At 36.8% G+C, this 16,935-nt stretch carries 15 protein-coding genes; 9 read left to right on the forward strand and 6 right to left on the reverse strand.

Annotation, left to right across the window (positions count from 1 at the left end):
- The first annotated feature begins 4 nt into the window (after positions 1–4).
- The gene (locus FHG67_RS07175; protein ID WP_004494991.1) at positions 5–775 is read left to right on the forward strand and encodes a hypothetical protein; all 771 of its coding nucleotides are present in this window, start codon (positions 5–7) and stop codon (positions 773–775) included.
- A 145-nt stretch (positions 776–920) separates the two neighbouring features.
- Positions 921–1,055 (forward strand): hypothetical protein, encoded by a 135-nt coding sequence (locus FHG67_RS22595; protein ID WP_004494987.1) that lies wholly within the window; start codon positions 921–923, stop codon positions 1,053–1,055.
- Between the two features lie 181 nt (positions 1,056–1,236).
- Here the strand turns inward: FHG67_RS22595 and FHG67_RS07180 are convergent, their stop codons facing one another.
- A complete protein-coding gene (locus tag FHG67_RS07180) occupies positions 1,237–2,364 on the reverse strand; it encodes a helix-turn-helix domain-containing protein (RefSeq protein ID WP_142499717.1) in 1,128 nt (375 codons plus the stop codon).
- Between the two features lie 512 nt (positions 2,365–2,876).
- Here FHG67_RS07180 and FHG67_RS07190 point away from each other — a divergent pair.
- Positions 2,877–3,266 carry a helix-turn-helix domain-containing protein gene (locus tag FHG67_RS07190; RefSeq protein ID WP_004494978.1) on the forward strand — a complete coding sequence of 130 codons (390 nt, stop codon included), beginning with the start codon at positions 2,877–2,879 and terminating at the stop codon, positions 3,264–3,266.
- Here the strand turns inward: FHG67_RS07190 and FHG67_RS07195 are convergent.
- Together FHG67_RS07195 and FHG67_RS07200 are read right to left on the reverse strand one after the other, a co-directional pair.
- Complete coding sequence (locus tag FHG67_RS07195; protein WP_004494973.1) at positions 3,253–4,152, reverse strand: histidine kinase N-terminal 7TM domain-containing protein; 900 nt, start codon at positions 4,150–4,152, stop codon at positions 3,253–3,255. The two genes, FHG67_RS07190 and FHG67_RS07195, sit on opposite strands and share 14 nt — an antisense overlap.
- Positions 4,153–4,176: 24 nt before the next feature.
- A complete protein-coding gene (locus FHG67_RS07200; RefSeq protein WP_004494988.1) occupies positions 4,177–4,824 on the reverse strand; it encodes an LBL_2463 family protein in 648 nt (215 codons plus the stop codon).
- Positions 4,825–5,301: 477 nt separating this feature from the next.
- Between FHG67_RS07200 and FHG67_RS07205 the strand changes: the two genes are divergently transcribed.
- The 4 genes from FHG67_RS07205 to FHG67_RS07230 all read left to right on the forward strand — a co-directional run bounded on the left by FHG67_RS07205 (position 5,302) and on the right by FHG67_RS07230 (position 13,197).
- Complete coding sequence (locus FHG67_RS07205) at positions 5,302–6,282, forward strand: DUF1016 N-terminal domain-containing protein (RefSeq protein ID WP_004494977.1); 981 nt, start codon at positions 5,302–5,304, stop codon at positions 6,280–6,282.
- Between the two features lie 131 nt (positions 6,283–6,413).
- Positions 6,414–11,246, forward strand: a complete 4,833-nt coding sequence (locus FHG67_RS07215) for a hypothetical protein (RefSeq protein WP_420844358.1) — start codon at positions 6,414–6,416, stop codon at positions 11,244–11,246.
- Between the two features lie 562 nt (positions 11,247–11,808).
- Positions 11,809–12,405 carry a hypothetical protein gene (locus FHG67_RS07225; protein ID WP_232423461.1) on the forward strand — a complete coding sequence of 199 codons (597 nt, stop codon included), beginning with the start codon at positions 11,809–11,811 and terminating at the stop codon, positions 12,403–12,405.
- A gap of 138 nt (positions 12,406–12,543) precedes the next feature.
- The gene (locus FHG67_RS07230; RefSeq protein WP_004503769.1) at positions 12,544–13,197 is read left to right on the forward strand and encodes a hypothetical protein; all 654 of its coding nucleotides are present in this window, start codon (positions 12,544–12,546) and stop codon (positions 13,195–13,197) included.
- Positions 13,198–13,247: 50 nt separating this feature from the next.
- Here the strand turns inward: FHG67_RS07230 and FHG67_RS07235 are convergent, their stop codons facing one another.
- The 3 genes from FHG67_RS07235 to FHG67_RS07245 form a co-directional block, all read right to left on the reverse strand.
- Positions 13,248–14,162 (reverse strand): LIC10906 family membrane protein, encoded by a 915-nt coding sequence (locus FHG67_RS07235; protein WP_004499528.1) that lies wholly within the window; start codon positions 14,160–14,162, stop codon positions 13,248–13,250.
- A gap of 16 nt (positions 14,163–14,178) precedes the next feature.
- Positions 14,179–14,784 (reverse strand): LBL_2463 family protein, encoded by a 606-nt coding sequence (locus tag FHG67_RS07240; RefSeq protein WP_004499493.1) that lies wholly within the window; start codon positions 14,782–14,784, stop codon positions 14,179–14,181.
- A gap of 85 nt (positions 14,785–14,869) precedes the next feature.
- Positions 14,870–15,253, reverse strand: a complete 384-nt coding sequence (locus tag FHG67_RS07245) for a helix-turn-helix transcriptional regulator (protein WP_004503782.1) — start codon at positions 15,251–15,253, stop codon at positions 14,870–14,872.
- A 90-nt stretch (positions 15,254–15,343) separates the two neighbouring features.
- Between FHG67_RS07245 and FHG67_RS07250 the strand changes: the two genes are divergently transcribed.
- Positions 15,344–16,513 (forward strand): helix-turn-helix domain-containing protein, encoded by a 1,170-nt coding sequence (locus tag FHG67_RS07250; protein ID WP_061222089.1) that lies wholly within the window; start codon positions 15,344–15,346, stop codon positions 16,511–16,513.
- A 122-nt stretch (positions 16,514–16,635) separates the two neighbouring features.
- Positions 16,636–16,851, forward strand: coding sequence for a B9T54_RS14040 family protein (locus FHG67_RS07255; protein WP_004499515.1), 216 nt, complete (start codon positions 16,636–16,638; stop codon positions 16,849–16,851).
- The last annotated feature ends 84 nt before the right edge of the window (positions 16,852–16,935 follow it).

Raw genomic sequence — 16,935 nt, forward strand, 5'->3', positions numbered from 1 at the left:
TCCAATGAAACGTATTTGGAAATATTTTGTTCGGATTCTTGGAGTTGTTGTACTTTCTTTCATCCTCATAGGAGCGGGACGATTGTTCTATGTAAGATACTTTGGTTTTCATTGTATCCAAGGCAATTGTAGGAGTGGGATTGGGGTTAAGGAATTCAATAATACTCGATATTCTGGTGAGTTTAAGAATTACAGATTGAATGGGAAAGGAAAAGCTGAATATTATTCCGGCTGTACATATGAAGGAGATTTTGTAAACGGCTACTTTGACGGATATGGAGTGTATTCTTGTTGGAATATGAAACCATTGGAAGATAGAAAAAAGCTTATATTTGAAGGATACTGGATTCAAGGAATTGCAAACGGTCAGGGAACAAAGACTACTGCTTCCGGTAAACAATACTCAGGAGTTTGGGAAGATGATAAACTTTGTTTGAAAGGCAATTGTAAGAATGGTTTTGGAACTCGTGTATTTGTACACCATGATAAAATTTTCACGGGAAATTGGACCAATAGATATTTAAATGGTTTCGGAGTTGAGACGGATTCCGACGGCCATCTAGTTTACAAAGGTGAATTTAAAAACACTCATTATCATGGTAAAGGAACTTTGTACAAGAATGGCAAAGTCTTTCAGCGTGGAGAATGGGCAGAGGGTCACTTTTTAGATCCTGAATATAGAAAATCTTATGAGGCGACTAAGAAATTAATTAAGGAAGTTGAGAAACGGATGATAGAGGAAGGAATTGCTGTTCCTGAGCCGACCAAAAACTAAAATGCAGAATCCACACCAAAGGCAGAAAACGGTTTCCTAGAAAACCGGACAGTGAAAAAGTAGCTCAATTTGTTCAATGACATTTTTCAATACAGTGTAAATAGCAGTGAGAATCCTGGATACAATATACAAAAGAAGACAATAGATGATACGATCTAAAGAAAATGAGGAAATCCAGAAAGCGATTAAGAAGCAGCTTGACGCTTTGTTGGAAGTCGGAGGCGAAGGAATTGATGTAGGATGTTTGGTATCTATCCAAGAGAAAGCACACCAAAGGTAGAGCTGGCCCCGGACTTTTTTCCGAAAGAATATCCCGTCGAAGGGAAAACGGAATTTCGAGCTTGGATAGGCAATTAGACATTACTAAATTAGAAAAGCAGCAAGCTCGGAATGAAGCGCGGGGAAGGCTTTTCCTGCCCCTGACATTTAATATGAGAGCGGTTCTTCATCGAGGAGAACGGTCACTTTTTAGATCCTGAATATAGAATATCCTTTCTAAGATTACGCGGTGATTTACCTGTAAATTTAATACAAGCCCTGTGAAAGGAGGAAGCGGAATTGAATCCACATTCAAGAGCGATCCCCAGTAGGTTGAAGTTTGATTTTGTGTGAAGCATCTTTATAACCTCGTTCATTCTGTGAAAATTCAGAAAGTCGTTATAACTCTGATTCAAATATTGATTTAAATAGTAAGAAGCTTGATGAGTGGAAAGACCTAAGTCGGCGGCAAAATCCGGGAGCCTAAGTTCCTCGTCTTTAAAACCTTTGGAAGTTATAAATTGATTCAGTTTGATTTCAACTTTTTCTAAATCAGTACCCTCTAACAAATCTCTAGGCGGATATTTATATTTTTTTGTTTCTTTGACTTCTGGAATTGAAATTGTTTCGGATTCAATTTCTTTGTCTATATTCGCGCCTGAGACTTTAACCTTGCCAAATAAGGAAGGAAAAAAACGTTCTAAAATAAACGCGTAACAAATGACTGATCCCGGAATGAATTCCGCAAAGAATAAACATTCTTTCTTAAAGAAAACAGAACCAAAGAAATCAAAAACAAAACAAATAGAGATCAGGAAAGATAGAAACGGAAGATTATAATGTAAAATAGATTTGTTAGTATTTAAAACCCTACTCAAAGACCGGATAAAAGTAAAAATTGAAATTATAAATCCTAGAATATCTACAAATGATATAAAGAAAAAATTAGGAATTAAAAAAGAAAGTAAAATCGTAATAGGAATCGTCCCTAAAAGTCTTTTGCAATAAATCCAAGGATTATCTAAAGCTTTTAATACATACTTAAAACAGACTAAAACAGCCAAACTGGAATATAAAACTAGACCGTAATAAAAACCGAATAAAATTCTACTTTCGTTTCGTAAAGTTCCTTGATCGATAAGGATACCGTTATTTAAAATCAGAAAGATTACCGTTGAATATAAAATCGTACCGTAAGATTTGTTAAAATTATCATCCGAAAAAAGTTTCGAAAATCCTAAAATTAAACCGATACCAACACCAAAGGCATGGAAATAAAGGATACCCAATTGTAGAAAACTTTTATAATTGAAAATTTCGGCTGTGTTCATAAAGTTTTATCTAATTATCTTTTACGCTTTGTCGGGATCCTTTCAAGGTGTGTCTTGTTCTGGTAGCGAAAACCCTACGAAAGCTTGTGAATTTCAATATTGCCTCTCTGTCCTCGTCGTTTATTATGATTTACCTAAATATTTTTTCATATTTGTCTAAATCGGAATTGGGGATTTCTAAGGGATTTATTTGGAAATAATTGAAAATCATGGTTTAATCCTTTTTTGGGGTTTAGGTGAATTTCTCCCTCAATCAAGTGAGAAAGATTAAACCTCTTGATTGTTGAAAATGAAATATTTCTGTCCTAAATTCTTATATATTTTAATTAAGTCCGTAATGATAAGCACGTGTGCGGATATTAGAAACCGACCTCGGATTTTTACTTTTCGGTTGCATAATTCCCACTTGCCAAATTTAATTATCAAAAATTGAAATTGGAGCAAATTGTTAATATAATGATAATATACATAAGTGTATATTTCAAGCAAAAAATATGCAGATGCGGAATTTTATGGATTTTACAATAATTCTGAAAGATTTAATGAGTAGGAAGGGGTGGAATCAAGAAGACCTTGCTAAGGCTGGCGAAGTTAAACAACCGACTGTCAGTCGTTATTTGAGTGGGCATACGACTCCAACGCTAACTTTTGTAGTAAATCTTTATAAAAATGAAAAGATTGATCCTATAATTTTTGTTCGTGATTTCGAGTTAGATCCGATTGATTTAGGATTAAGAAGATCGCGAAAAGAGAAAGGGGACTTGATCAAAGAAGTAACGGTGTTTCTACGATTTTTAAAAAATTCTCCAGACGCCTTGGAAATATTCTGGAAAATTTATAAAATGGATAAATCGGGTAAAAAATCTATGAATGCCTTGGCAGAAAGAATTATTGAGGAATGATAGGGATTTCCTTTGTTGCCAAGTAGCTGTAAATTTCATCCACAGTTAGTTCTGAATGGATTTGAAGGTCTACAAAATTTTGAATAATTCTTTCGATTGCATTCCTTCTGTAACTTATCAATGCTTTTTTGTAAAATTGCGAGTCAACTTTTCTTAGTATTAGAATGTTCGCATGGGCGACGATTGAATTTCTCTTTTCTAGAATTGTATCTTCAGAAATTTCGAACAAATTGATTTTAATAATTCCGATTGACCAAGTGGCTGTAGCTAAACTGCAACCAATTGGTGCTACAAAATTATACTCCGGTAGGCCAAGTATTTTGAATAAGAACATAAAAATAGCGATAAAACCAAACCAAACACAGATCCCCATTGCAATGTAGACTAGCCTAACTCTATCGAGCCCTTTTCTTCGTTTGAAACCTACAAACAGAACAAAAATTGAATAAAGGAGACTTATAATTCCTCCTGCTACAAAATAATCGTATAAAAGTCCAGCTTCGAAATATAATTTTGAATTTATAATTTCCGCTTTAGAAATATAAATGTTAGAAAAACTCAAAGCGGATATAGGTAAAACATAAACTAAAAGAATTAGAAAATTACAGATTTTTGACAGTTTTAAGCTGAAAACGTATGAATGTATAAATCGAACCAAAAGTAGTGGGCCTATAATCATTGGAAGAGTCATCACTCTCGTCCAAAAGAGAATGGAAGAGTGGTAGAAAAAGGGAACGGCAAATAAGACATCCCATATTCCAATTAAAATGCAAAGAATGCCAAAATCTAAGAATTTTTTTCTTTGTCTTACGATAACTAATAAAACATAAAGCCCTATAGCAATATTGCAGATGGATGAGAAAAAAAGAAAATAAACTGTTTCCAAAGGCGTTACCTTGGAGACAGTGAGTCACATGTGACTAATTTTTGCAATAATTTTAGAAATATCTGACACTTGAATTACCCATTCTGTAGGTCGAATTTTTCCTTTTATAAGTTTACCATAGTTTCGGAAGTAAATTTTATAAGAATGAAGCGTGGATTCTATTGCACCAAATTGGTTATATAACTTTCCGATAGTTGGTCTTTCTACGTCATACAAACCGTAAGTAGATTTAAAATTTTGTTTCAAAACATATTTTGCACTTAAAATAAGTATCTTTATACCAACCGAAATAGATAAAGCAGCGAATGAATTCATTTCAGCAACATTTCCATCTTCGATAACTGTTCGCTTTCCAGTATCGCTTCGATAGGAATATTCAATTGGAAGACCGAACGGACCTCTAGAAACGATTCGGGAAGTCGCGATGATTTCATCATTTTCGTCCAGAGCAATAAAATACTGACTAAAGCCATTTAGGTCGAATTGACGATCAAAGTTAGGATCGTATCCGACGTAATCTAATTTAGAATACTGAAGTTGAACAAATTCCCGTGCGCGCTCAACCAGGTTTGGATTTGATTCGTAATTACAGTTTAAATATTGAATTAAATTATTTTTTTCAGTTTTGTTACTAATTTTATTAGAAGGGTTAAATAATAAGTTATATGACATAATAAATATTATGTCATATTATAATAAAAATACAATTCTTAAATCTTTTTTTCGTTCATTAATGTATGAATTTGGATTCGGCTGACTTAAAATAGATTCTTAAGAAAATTATAAAATTCTGCAGTGCACTGCAGAAAGCACACCAAAGGAAGAGAGCATACTCCGGAAAACCGGAATGCTGCTTAAAAATGTAAAATGATAAGATGAAAATGAATTGAAAATCCGATATGAAAAAAGAAACACCGATTAACTAAAATTAATCGGTGTTTGGAGGAACTTTTAAAACGTTTCCGAGCTTATTTACTTTGATCGACTTTTGTTCTTAGAAACTTCCCAAAACATACGGCCTCATAATAGAAAAGAGGCATATTATTTAAAAATGAGCCGAAGATATAAAAGCGGTTAATTGATAAACCTAATCTTCTCGATTCATTAATTAATTTTCGCATAATATTTAAAATAGAAAAGACTGAAGACTTGAAACGCCAAGATACAGAAAGTTTAGCAAAAGAAATCGCTTCTATCTTTGAATCCATTAGGGAAAATACATATAAAGGAGGGAATCGGTTTCTGTTAACGGGACATTTGGAAATCGGAGGTTTATTGAATCGAGAGTTTAATTCCTACATAATGGATGAGAAAAGTAGACAGAGAATGAAAACTCTTACAGAGAAGATAGGTAAAGTAGTAAAATCGAACTTTTCGAAGAGAACGCTTTACTACGCGCTTAAATTTTACCAAGCGTATCATGGCAAGAAATTGGATTTTCGTTTGAGCTGGAGTCATTACAGGATTTTATCGGCGGTTTCAAATCTAACGATCAGAAAGAAGTTAGAAAAAGAAGCGTGCGAAAAAGGTTGGAGCCGAGAGCAGTTAGAGCGATATGCTCGTGAAAGCGGTTATTACGGCGGTTCGAAGTCTTTAAAGTGGAATCGTCCGAATGGAGAGATTTATCATTATAAAATTGTAAAAGATACGGTTAGCCGACAAGGAAAACTTTGGATCGATTTGGGTTTTCGTTGTTATCGCGAATTGGATGTTAAAGGTTTCAAGGAAGGTGAAATCGTGCGACTATCTTCGACCAAGAGAACTTGGAGTATTCAAAAAGGGAATTCGAATTCTTTAGTTTATCATTATCTTGGCATATTAGAAAGGGTCGTAGACGGAGATACTTTTGTCGCTCAAATGGATTTGGGTTTTGGTCTAACTGCCAGACAAAAGATTCGTTTACTTGGTATTAATGCTGCGGAATTAAATTCGTCCGATGGAGTGGAGGCTTTTGATTCTTTAAAGAAGAAACTAAAACCGGGAACCAGTCTTTTGATTAGAACGCACATACAAGATAAATATGGACGTTATTTGGGAGATGTTTTGTATTTATCTGGAAAAGAATCGGACTATGAAACGTTGCGTAAAAAAGGAATCCATTTGAATGAAGAACTTTCGTTCGAGGATTAACATTAGAATCTTTAGTGAAAAAGAAGTAAAATTACGTATTTTTTATCTTTAAATAAAGAAGAAAACGAAGAGAATATTGACTTCAATCCTCCTTTTATTAGAATGAATGTAGTAAGAACAATAAGTTGTATATGTTAGTTGAAGAACCTTTATCATTGTTATGGATTGAATTAAAAAGCGATGCATTGAGAAAGGTTTCCAAAGTGCGAACCGGCGGTTCGCACTTTCTTTTTAACGACGCAACATTGAAATACAACAGCGTGAGCGATCGAAGTGGAAATCCTGCGACGCAACATGTATTGAATGCGAAAACTGGAATATACGCAAAGCTTGAAATGTTGCGTTGCAGATTGAAACGAAGAGCGCGACTCTGCGGTAGAAGTTCGGAAAGATTTCGCAGAGGCACGCCCCTGACATCTAACCCCTATTTCCTAACCCCTCGAAGCGCGTATCAATGGGATTACGGCCAAGGAATAACTCCCGACATGCAGCCGTACAACCTAAATTCCTTTTTAGGGAAATGGGGAGGCACACTCGGAAACGACAGCTATCAGTCGTTACCGCAAAGAGCGAACGCACATATGAATTCGATATTGTTTCCGGCACCGGAAACAAGAGGATACAGATACGGATCAGGGAGCAGCGCAGCGACATACGATCAAGCCTACGGACAGGCGCTGGTCAACCAAACAATGGTGCAGGTATTTTTCCTCAACCAATTGGATTTGGTATGTATGGGATTTTGTATGCTCACAATGGCGTATGTCAACGAAATCAATACATACAATACGAATCGGAATCAAGTCAATGACGCGGTAAGCGCCATCGGAGCGCAAGGATCGACACTGAAAGGCCTTTACAGCCAACTGCAAGAACTGACCGACGTGGACGATACAAACCAACTGTTAAGCGTACTCGGAAGACCTGAGTTCGGATTAAATTCCCAAGACTTGGCGATGATCCAAAAAACAAATCCGGGAAGCAACAGCCTCAAAGACATCGTGTGGAAAACGAGCCCTACAGCAACAAACCCATTGTCGTTTAACGATTTGGTGGGAAGCGACGGACTGAGACTGGCGCAACAAAAAGCGATCCACGACCAATACGGAAACTACGTAAGAAACGGAGAATACACTGCGGGAGGAACCACAGCAAGCGCGGAAAAGACCGACCAATACGGAAGACAAACGGCACTGATGGTGGGAGCGGACGAATTTTTAGACGCGATGGGAGTGCTCGCAGAAGCACAATACCAAGTAGCAAGAGACGCATACTACTCAAAAGCTGAAAACTATACCAAACAAATCGGAACGGGAACGGAAGACAAGATCGCAGTGAAAGTGGACGCGAAAGTAGTCCTGCAAGAAAGAGAGAAGTTTGCCTCGGACTTACTCAAGAAAATAACACGAACAACGAACGGAGAAACGATCGCATACAACGTAGAAACGAACATCTACAGAACGGTATTAAACGATTACATGGGAGAAAGCGGAGTCGTATCTCAGATCTTCAACGCGGAACTGCAACAAAGAGGGGCAGAACAAAAACAACAGTGGAATTTGAAAGAACAAGAATTCTACGATTTAAAAAGCGATTGGATCCAGAACGTAAGCTACCTGAAACAAACGGGAACCAAACGCTGGGAAAACATGGTGCAAGAGTTTCAAGGGAAATGGAAAGACTGGAGAGCCGACTTTAAAGCGGAACACGAAGCGAACCAAAAGATCTACTTGGATCGAATCGAAAGTACATTAGAAAAGAAAGAAGCCTGGACACAAAGCTTTTTGCAAAAGAGTAGCGAACAAGCGGACGAATTGACGATGAAAGAGATGTACAATTCGATCTCCGGACTTGTGACTTCAATGCAAGAGAATTTACCGTCTGGAGTGAGTATGAACGTAAATGTAAACGACATCCTCTCGAGCATTTTGAGTAAAAAACCGGGAAGTATATCGGCCAGTCTCATCGATCGCGCGAGTAGTATAGATACAAATTTCTTTTTAAACGAAGTGAAGAAATACAACTTCAATGACAGCGGACTGAAAGAACAATTCAAAGGGATGTTAAACGAAACGAACAAACTGAGTCAAAACTTGATCATCTTACAGACGTTAGAGTCATTAAGAAGTTTACCGGAAGCGTTTGCCAAAACGATTCAACAACAGAACGGAGCGGTAGAGGAACAATTGAACCAGACGATGGCGTATGGAGGATTTGCAAGAGTAGGAGCCACATACATCCGCACGATCAAGACGGCGAGCGGAGGAGACGAAGTCCAAGCACTGGGAACGTACCAGTATTACAATTACAATCCGCCGACAGTGTTTCCTGAAGTCAAAGACTCGAATGGTAAGAGTTGGGACTTAGGGAAACCGGAGCTTTTAATCGACCGAGAGAAAGTCCCAAGCGCCAGCGACCTAACAGTGATGGTACGATTGGCGAAGAACAAGATGAGCGCTGACTTTGAGAAAGTGTTCAATCCGAAAGTGCAACACAACTACGAAGCGGAGAGAGGATTATTTGATCCGACTGAAGTGCAAGCTTCTTTCAACGATTATTTGGAAGGAGTGAGGAACGGAGAAACGGTATCTTGTTTGGGAAAGAGCGCGGAACAATGCGCACAGTCGGCGATGAACTCAGGCTTTTTAGTAGGAGAAGTGGCTGAAGGTAGTTTTGGAGAAGCACAGTTTAATCAGTTTTACGTGATCCTGAAAACGAAGAAGGAGATGGACAAGAGAAAGGGTAAGATGGACGCGGCCCGGCACAGAAAGTCTGGAGGAATGGGAAGATTTTACAACCAACTGGGAGCGATTGGAGAAGGCCTTGGGGAAGCGGTGAAAGGAGTTGTAGATTTTGCTTCGGCAGCCGGTCAAACGGTTGTGAACATGGCGAAGTCGGGTAGTAGGGAGTTTATACAAGCTAGTATCGACATGGCGACGTACAACTATTCCGGAGCGGCTAAGAACTTTCAAACGAGTGCGAGGAACGCGAACAGTGAACTTGTGAAAGGCGAAAAGGCAATGTCTCGTGCCGGAGAAAGAGCGTTACAAGGCGCGTTGTATGCAACCTCAGGTGCAGTCGACTTTGTAATGTTTGCGGCGGAGACAGTGGCGGAACCGTTTGTGACAGTATTAACCCTTGGTATGGGTAACGAAACGATGAATGGAACGTTTTCGGAAGGGAACTACGAGTTAGCAAAGTTTAGAGACACGAACAGAGCGCAAAAACATTTGAATGAACTAGGAATGCGAACGGGAGCTGAGATGTATGCGAACGATGCCGCCCTCGACAAAGTAGTGACGACAACGTTAGCAGTAACGGGAATTGTGGGAGCGATCCTTTCGTTTACTCCCTTTGCTCCGGTGGGAGTCGGATTGATGGCGGTATCAGCGGTTGGAACTGCAGGTTGGAAGACATTTAGAGGCGCGTATGAAGGCGGTTCGGCCGGAATGCTTGCGGGAGCGGTGTCGGGAATCGCGAACTCAGCGTTAGACGCTACTACGAATGGAATCGTCGGAGTGAATTTAAGCTACAGCTACGCAAACGGATTCGGAGCGGGAGTTAACATCGGGACACCAAACGATGTGCAGGTGGGTGGAAGCATCGGCTTGAACTACAACGCAAAGAGCGGAGCTTGGGGAGCAAGCGTAGGTTTAAAAATGGGTCTTGGTCAAACGGATAATCAAGGTAACTATTCGAACTGGGTGGATGCGGGAGTCCATGTGAATAATATCGGACGAGACAATCAATCTTCCGGAGTGAGCGCGAACATTAGAGGTCAATACAACGAGAAGCAAGGATTGTCCGGTAGTTTAGGTCTCTCGTATGATACGCAATCCGGTTACGGAGCAACGGTTGGTCTTACGTCGGGGCTCGGTCCTCTTCTGAGCGTAACGCCTTCTTGGACGGTATCGGAATACGGGGGCCTAAGTAGTGACGTTCAATACGGCTTTAACAAAAATCTTTTCGGTAGTCTTTTCGACAAGCCGACCAACCCTGAACACTCCGCCGCGAATCGGAACTTATTAGATGATATTGTGAACGGTGTGGGCGGTTTGGTGAGTGGCATTGGTCGTGGCGCGCAGTCCGTTTGGGACGGTTTGAGTGGCGCAGTGGGCGGTATCAATGGAGAGAATCTCTCGAACGGTTGGAATGCGATCAAGAAAGCGTTGTTTGGTGGCGATGGTGGTGCGACAGTAAAACCAGGTCCTCGTCCGGGAACATACGTTGATGAAGACGGAACAGTCTTGGTTCGAGATCCGAAGACAGGGAATCTAACACCGGAATGGTTGGTGCCGAATTTGCAAAATACTTGGTCAAGCAAAGAAATTTTTGATATGTTCGAACCAATCCATCAAGATGCGGTTGGTAATGTTTTAACTGGTAAAACATTAAAATCTCTGATTGAAAAAATCCAAAATCAGCAGGTTATAATTGACGAGTTACAAGGGGACGAAGATTTACATAAGCATGCTAATACACCGAAAGGAGGTGATAAAGCGCACGAAATTGCTAATGCAGAAGCCTTTGTTCAGGAAAATTTGACCAAAGCAAAAGCCATTATTCAGGAAAAAGGATGGAATCGCCTATCAGCAAATGATATTAATAACTTAGGTGAAGCTATGGGAAATGTAATTCATGTGCTGACTGATGCGACATCGCCCTCACATCAAGGCTTTCAAGAATTTGATAATCATTCTTGGAATAAATATTTTAAAGCATTAGAACATGTATCTAAAGAAAGATTTTATCCTATTGAGGGATCCCTTGAAAGAGCAAAATTGGAAGGATCAGTAAAATGGGTTTTTGATATTGTAACAGGAAACACAAAGACTCCGGAAAAATTCTTTAATTCAGAATCCGGCTATTTGAACTTACCTAATAAATATTATAATCCTAATTTACCTACCGATGCACAATTAAGAAGAAACATTCCATTCAATGTATCGCCCTATTTGCTTTAATTGATTTCAAGAACGGTAATATAGGAGAAAGATCATGCGAAAATTAATTTTGATTATCGGTACCTTTTTTTTGATATTTATTTTTTTAAACGCGTTATGGGGCCTTGAAGGCATTGCCGCAGCGATATTAAATAAAGAAAAATTATCCTTGGGTACCCTCGTTCATGCGAATCCTGGACTTTTTATACTTTTGATTATACTTTATTTTGCCTCAATGGTTTGGCTGTTAATTATAGGAATCCTATATTTAATACGGCGAGATATAGTAATACTTTTTATGTTCTTGGGAACATTTTTATTACTCTTGATTTCATTTTTAAGTGTGTCCTAGGGTGCAGAAAGCACACCAAAGGTAGAAAGCCGGGTCCGGAAAACCAACAATCAAGAGCGCTTTCATCTCCCCTTTCGAACTATGAAAAAATGTTCGTATTACAAATGTATGTATTACGGAAACAGGAGTTAAATAGATTGTATTAAATGTTGCGTATTGTAAAAAAGTCAGATGAGTAGAATTGTTTTTTTTTCTTTAATCTTTTGTTTGTCTTTTTGTAGAGAGAGGGTTATGTTTTCAACGGATGACTCGGTTGCTTATAGAGTCATCTTTGAAGGAAAAATAAAAAAAATCGGCAAAATCTACCCTGATTTTCCTTTAGTTGTGAAAACTGATTTTCTTCCGAATTATGAAATGGTTGACAGATTTTTAGATAAAGAGCTGTTTAACGAGAGTTTTTTCACTTTCGCAGAGGGCTTGGTGAAGAAAGAAATTGATGTAAGTTCTTACCGCTTATTTTATAATAGAGGGGAAAAAACTGCATTTTCAAGATCTCCTTATATGTGGATATTAGTATATGCTGATAAGGCCGCTTTGATTAGAACCGGTTATATATCACAGAGGACAAGGGAGGAGCCATTTATTGGTGCAAAATACTGGATTTGTAATTTTGATAATTCAGACATCCAAGAAACTAAATTCGTGAATTGCAAAAAAGGGGAAAAACGTTCCGAGCTTGATACGTCCTTTGTTCCTTTGGTTAGTGAAGTTAAAGATGATGACCAGCCCGACATTGTTTGTGCCAACCTTGCCGAGAGTGAAATTCTTTGTGATTCAGAAGGTTCCAATTATATTGGAATTAAAAGTGATAAATTTTATATTCGCTAACAATAATGCTGAGGGCAGAAAACGGTTTCCTAGAAAACCGGACAGTAAAAAAGTAGCTCAATTTGTTCAATGACGTTTTTCAATACAGTGTAAATAGAAGTGAGAATCCTGAATACAATATACAAAAGAAGACAATAGATGATACGATCGAAAGAAAATGAGGAAATCCAGAAAGAGATTAAGAAGCAGCTTGACGCTTTGTTGGAAGCTGGAGGCGAAGGAATCGATGTAGGATGTTTAAAATTTATCCAAGATAAACCGGAACCAAAGTATTACCCCTTGGTAGAAAGGGGATTACGAAGTAAAAAAATTGAGCAAGTAATAGCCGCGGGTTACTTAGCGGTTTCTTGGAAACTGAAAGAATTTGCACCGCTTTTGCTTTTGTGGGATGGAAAGGGCGAAACGGAAAGCAGTGTACTACAAGCGATCCATACGTATCTTTCCGATCGCAAGAAGACGCTTGCAGAAATCAAAGATAGATCACCTGCTGCCGCACTTGCGACTGTAAAAATGATACACAATATCCGAAATCCCGACGCATTGGATTGGGAAATCTTACTCTCATCTTTCGATTTTCTTTTGAGTATTGAAGGGAATCACAACTTTTTAGCGGGAAATTTTTTATCGGATTTAGTGTATGCCTCGGTTCGAATGCTTGATTCTCAGACTCCGAGTGCGGAAATAAAAAAAGAATTACGGAACCGATTTAACCAATTGGATTCTGATATGCCCGTCGATGATCCGTTTTTACATGAGGAACTTTTAAAGCGTTTCCGAGCGTATTTACTTTGATAATAAATAGAAAGCCTTACGCTTCGTAATTAGTCTGCTACTTTTCTATTTCAACGAATTCGTTGAAAAAAAATCCGTGCTAAAACTTCAGCTCTATCTTTATTATTTAGAGATTTTGAATTTTCCCGATTTAGTAAATCTGAATTTATAGATGTAATTTTCAAAACTACATTTGTTTTGCTCAAAATAATTCTAGAACAATATTCTTCCGGATCTAAAATTTGAAATAATTTTAGAATAGGAAGTGATGAAATTCGGTTCAGAAAAGGTAAACTTAATTCTTCTTCTATGATATGTTCTCTAATTTCAAATGCATCATAATGTAAGATTGCTATCGCCCAAATGATTGAAAAAGGTAAAAACCCAAATGCTAATTTATTTGAATAAAATAATCCTAACAATGGAAATATATAAACGCAAAGTATCGTTGTAAAAAGTGCAATTACAACACCCGATAATAACAAAAAAGCCCTTACTCTTTCATCTCCCTTATCTTTTATCATAGAACGTATAATTGATATACAAGAAAGGGATACATAAAATGTACTGTAGGAAATAATTAAGTGATAATTCAATGTAGGGCGATATGAAAAAAGCAAAGGATCTAAAATTTTCACTGCTTCACCAATAAAGGCTACATAAAGTAAATATGGGAGGAATATAACATTTAAAGCTATTCTAATCTTTGAAAAACTATATTTACTTTTAAAAATGGAATTTACAATTATATCAAGAAACGTTGGAATAAATAAAACTGGAATCAAAATCCAGTTTAATACAATTTCTCGTATTTCTATCGATAAAAGATAACGGAATCCAAGAGCAAATACCCACAGTGTAAGCAAGACGCAAAGACCAAAGAAGTATTTTTGAACCCTTTTGCCTGGGGGAATTACTAGGATATAAAATCCCAAAAAAATTAAAAAAATTCCAATCGTTAAATTATAAATATTTACAGAAATCATCTCTAAATTGCCATTGTTATAGATATTTTGACGCAAATTTTTGTAAAGTCGGTTTTTGTAATTCTATAACGTTTAAAAGACAAATTTCACCTTTAAGGTAAAAATCCGGAAAAAACACTGGACCTAAATATTTCTTAGATATGACAGCTCCTGCATTTCGATAAATATTCCAAATTCCGGTTAGTGCTAAAGGATACAGTCCATATACAACATTGTATCCTTTTTCAATACAGTGTTTTGCAACTTCAGTCGAAATTCTTTTCCCGTCTCTTAAACCTTCCTTAGAATTTCGGAAAGCAACAGCATTCCAATCTGCTACATTTTCTTCTATCACAGCGTATCGTTTTTTAGGTTTGGATTTGTCATGAAGCAAAGCAACTTCTAATGGAATAAAATTCCAAGGTAATTTCTCAACGATTCTCATAGCCGCCGTAAGGCCATTTTGATCTTCCGTGTAAAACCAGGTTGACCAAGGATCATAATTTTGGTTTTTCCATGGAGAATTCGAATATCCAGCATCTTGGTAAATTTTAGAAACAAAAGCTTTTACTTTTCTGAGTTCTTCCGGTGCTTCTGATGCTACGACTTTTTTGACTTCAATTTTTTCTAAATTATAAGACATAAAAAAACCATGACTTATGATTTAGATAAATTCAATGAAAATATTTGAATAATTGTGTCAAAATTGACTTAATTTATTTGATTTTTTATAATTCTAACTTTTTAGCGGTGGCTTGAATTACTGATAAATCCCGATCTGACAATCGAAGAAGACTTTCGATTAGATTTCTCATCCCCATACGCTTGTTTATTTTGTGAAGAAGTTCAGTATCCTCCTTATTTTCCAAATATCTTGGCGGCATAAGCATTTCACCTTTCTCGAATAAAAGCCAATTTGAGGAAATACCAAACACATATTCAAATACCAGTGCCATCGATTCTGTTAATGAATTTTCACCATTCAGTAAACGAGTAACGGTTCCTGGAGTAGTTCTTAATTTTAAAGCTATTTGATTCTGGTTCAAACCTCTCGATTCTTTCAGAAAATTAATAGCGATTTTGATACGATTTGTAACTTCTATATTTTTCATTTTATTGTATTAATCAATTTTTTATTTGACAATTTTCATTATACAATTCACTGTCCAAACAATTTCATACCACAATACTAAAGGACTTCTATGCCAACTTTAAATTCTCAAGGAATAATTTCATTATTTTTAAATAAAACAGGCATAAATCGATTCTTTTGGAAGAAAATTCGATTTCTCTATATTAAATTTCCAAAGAAGTTTACCCGATTGAATCGGAATCGAGGTAAAGATAATTTTGAAGATATCATTATTCCAATTCAATTTTTTCTATTATGGCTTTCTACTACTCTTTGGGATACAAAATTATACGAATTAGATATAAGCATTAAATTAAAATTTGTTGCCTTAATCTATGGACTTCAGCTTGTACCACTCGTACTAGTAAGACCAGCTCTTAAATCGATTTTAGGAATTGAATCTTCTTTTCTATCGATTGTGAAAGGTATAATTCTTACAGTTTTTGTATGCTTCACATTTTTTTATTCCTTTAATGATTTTTGGTCCTTAACTTTATACAGCGGAATTCTTACATGTATTTTAGCGTTTTACATATCGGTTGAAACTTCATTTCTTATCTTGAAACGTAAGTTAGTTTTCCGATTTCAGATTTTTTCTCTGATCCCCTTATTGATGGGATTGATCTTAGTATGTAACATTTTCTATAACTTAACTTTTAATCGAAATCTTCAATTTTTTCCCTTCCTATCATATGGTATCAATTTAACGATTCTCTATTTTGTTTATCTCAAAAAATATCACTCTCGATATTCGGCATTTTCTCCTAAAATAGAAATGTTTTCAGAAACAAATTTAAAGAAGACAAGACGAAACACCGATTCAGAACTCCAAGTTATCGAAGATACTAAAAAACATAATATTCTTCTTATAAGAGAAGATCAGTTAGTAACTCTGGAAGATAAGCTGAAATTGTTTATCGAAGAGAGAAATTATATTCAAAATATTCGCCTTCCTGACCTGGCTAATTATTTGGGCATTACTTTGCACCTAACGTCTAGATATCTGAATCATTACAAAAAAACTAGTTTTTCGGATTTTATTAACGAACTACGCATTCAAGATGCGCGAAAGTTGTTAGAAACACATTATGAAACAATGAATTTCATGGATATTGCCTTAGCTACAGGATTTGAATCATATCCGGCTTTTAGTAGGGCCTTTAAGAAAAGGGTGGGGACTTCTCCTTTTGTTTTCCTCAGAGAAATTAAGCGTAAGCTTAAAAAATACTCCCACTCTTAATGCCTCCTTTGATAGCCAAATTCTTTCAAAGGCGTTTAAGGGTTAGACCAAGTAGGTTACTGACGATCATTCCAGTATTCTTTTTCGGACAATTTATTCTTAATAGCTGGGGGACACATCCTATGATTTCTTATAATAAAATTAAATACAAAACACCCGTTAGTTTTAATGAAATTAACTTCGAGGAATTGGAAAAAACTTTAAAAATTAGGATCGATGACTTTTCAAGGGAATCTATTCGCCAAAGTGAACATCTCAGACGTATTTTGGCGTATCTAAAACCCTGTATTCCTAACAAAAGCGTAACCCCTACATCTTTAGATTTTTTCGAGGAATGACTTCTGATACTTTGATTTTACAACTAATATTTATTAGCTGGGGTAGGGGTTAGATATGATTAAAACGATAAAAAAAGTTATAAA

Origin of the sequence: Leptospira weilii (genome assembly GCF_006874765.1) — a bacterium.
GTDB classification, from domain to species: domain Bacteria; phylum Spirochaetota; class Leptospiria; order Leptospirales; family Leptospiraceae; genus Leptospira; species Leptospira weilii.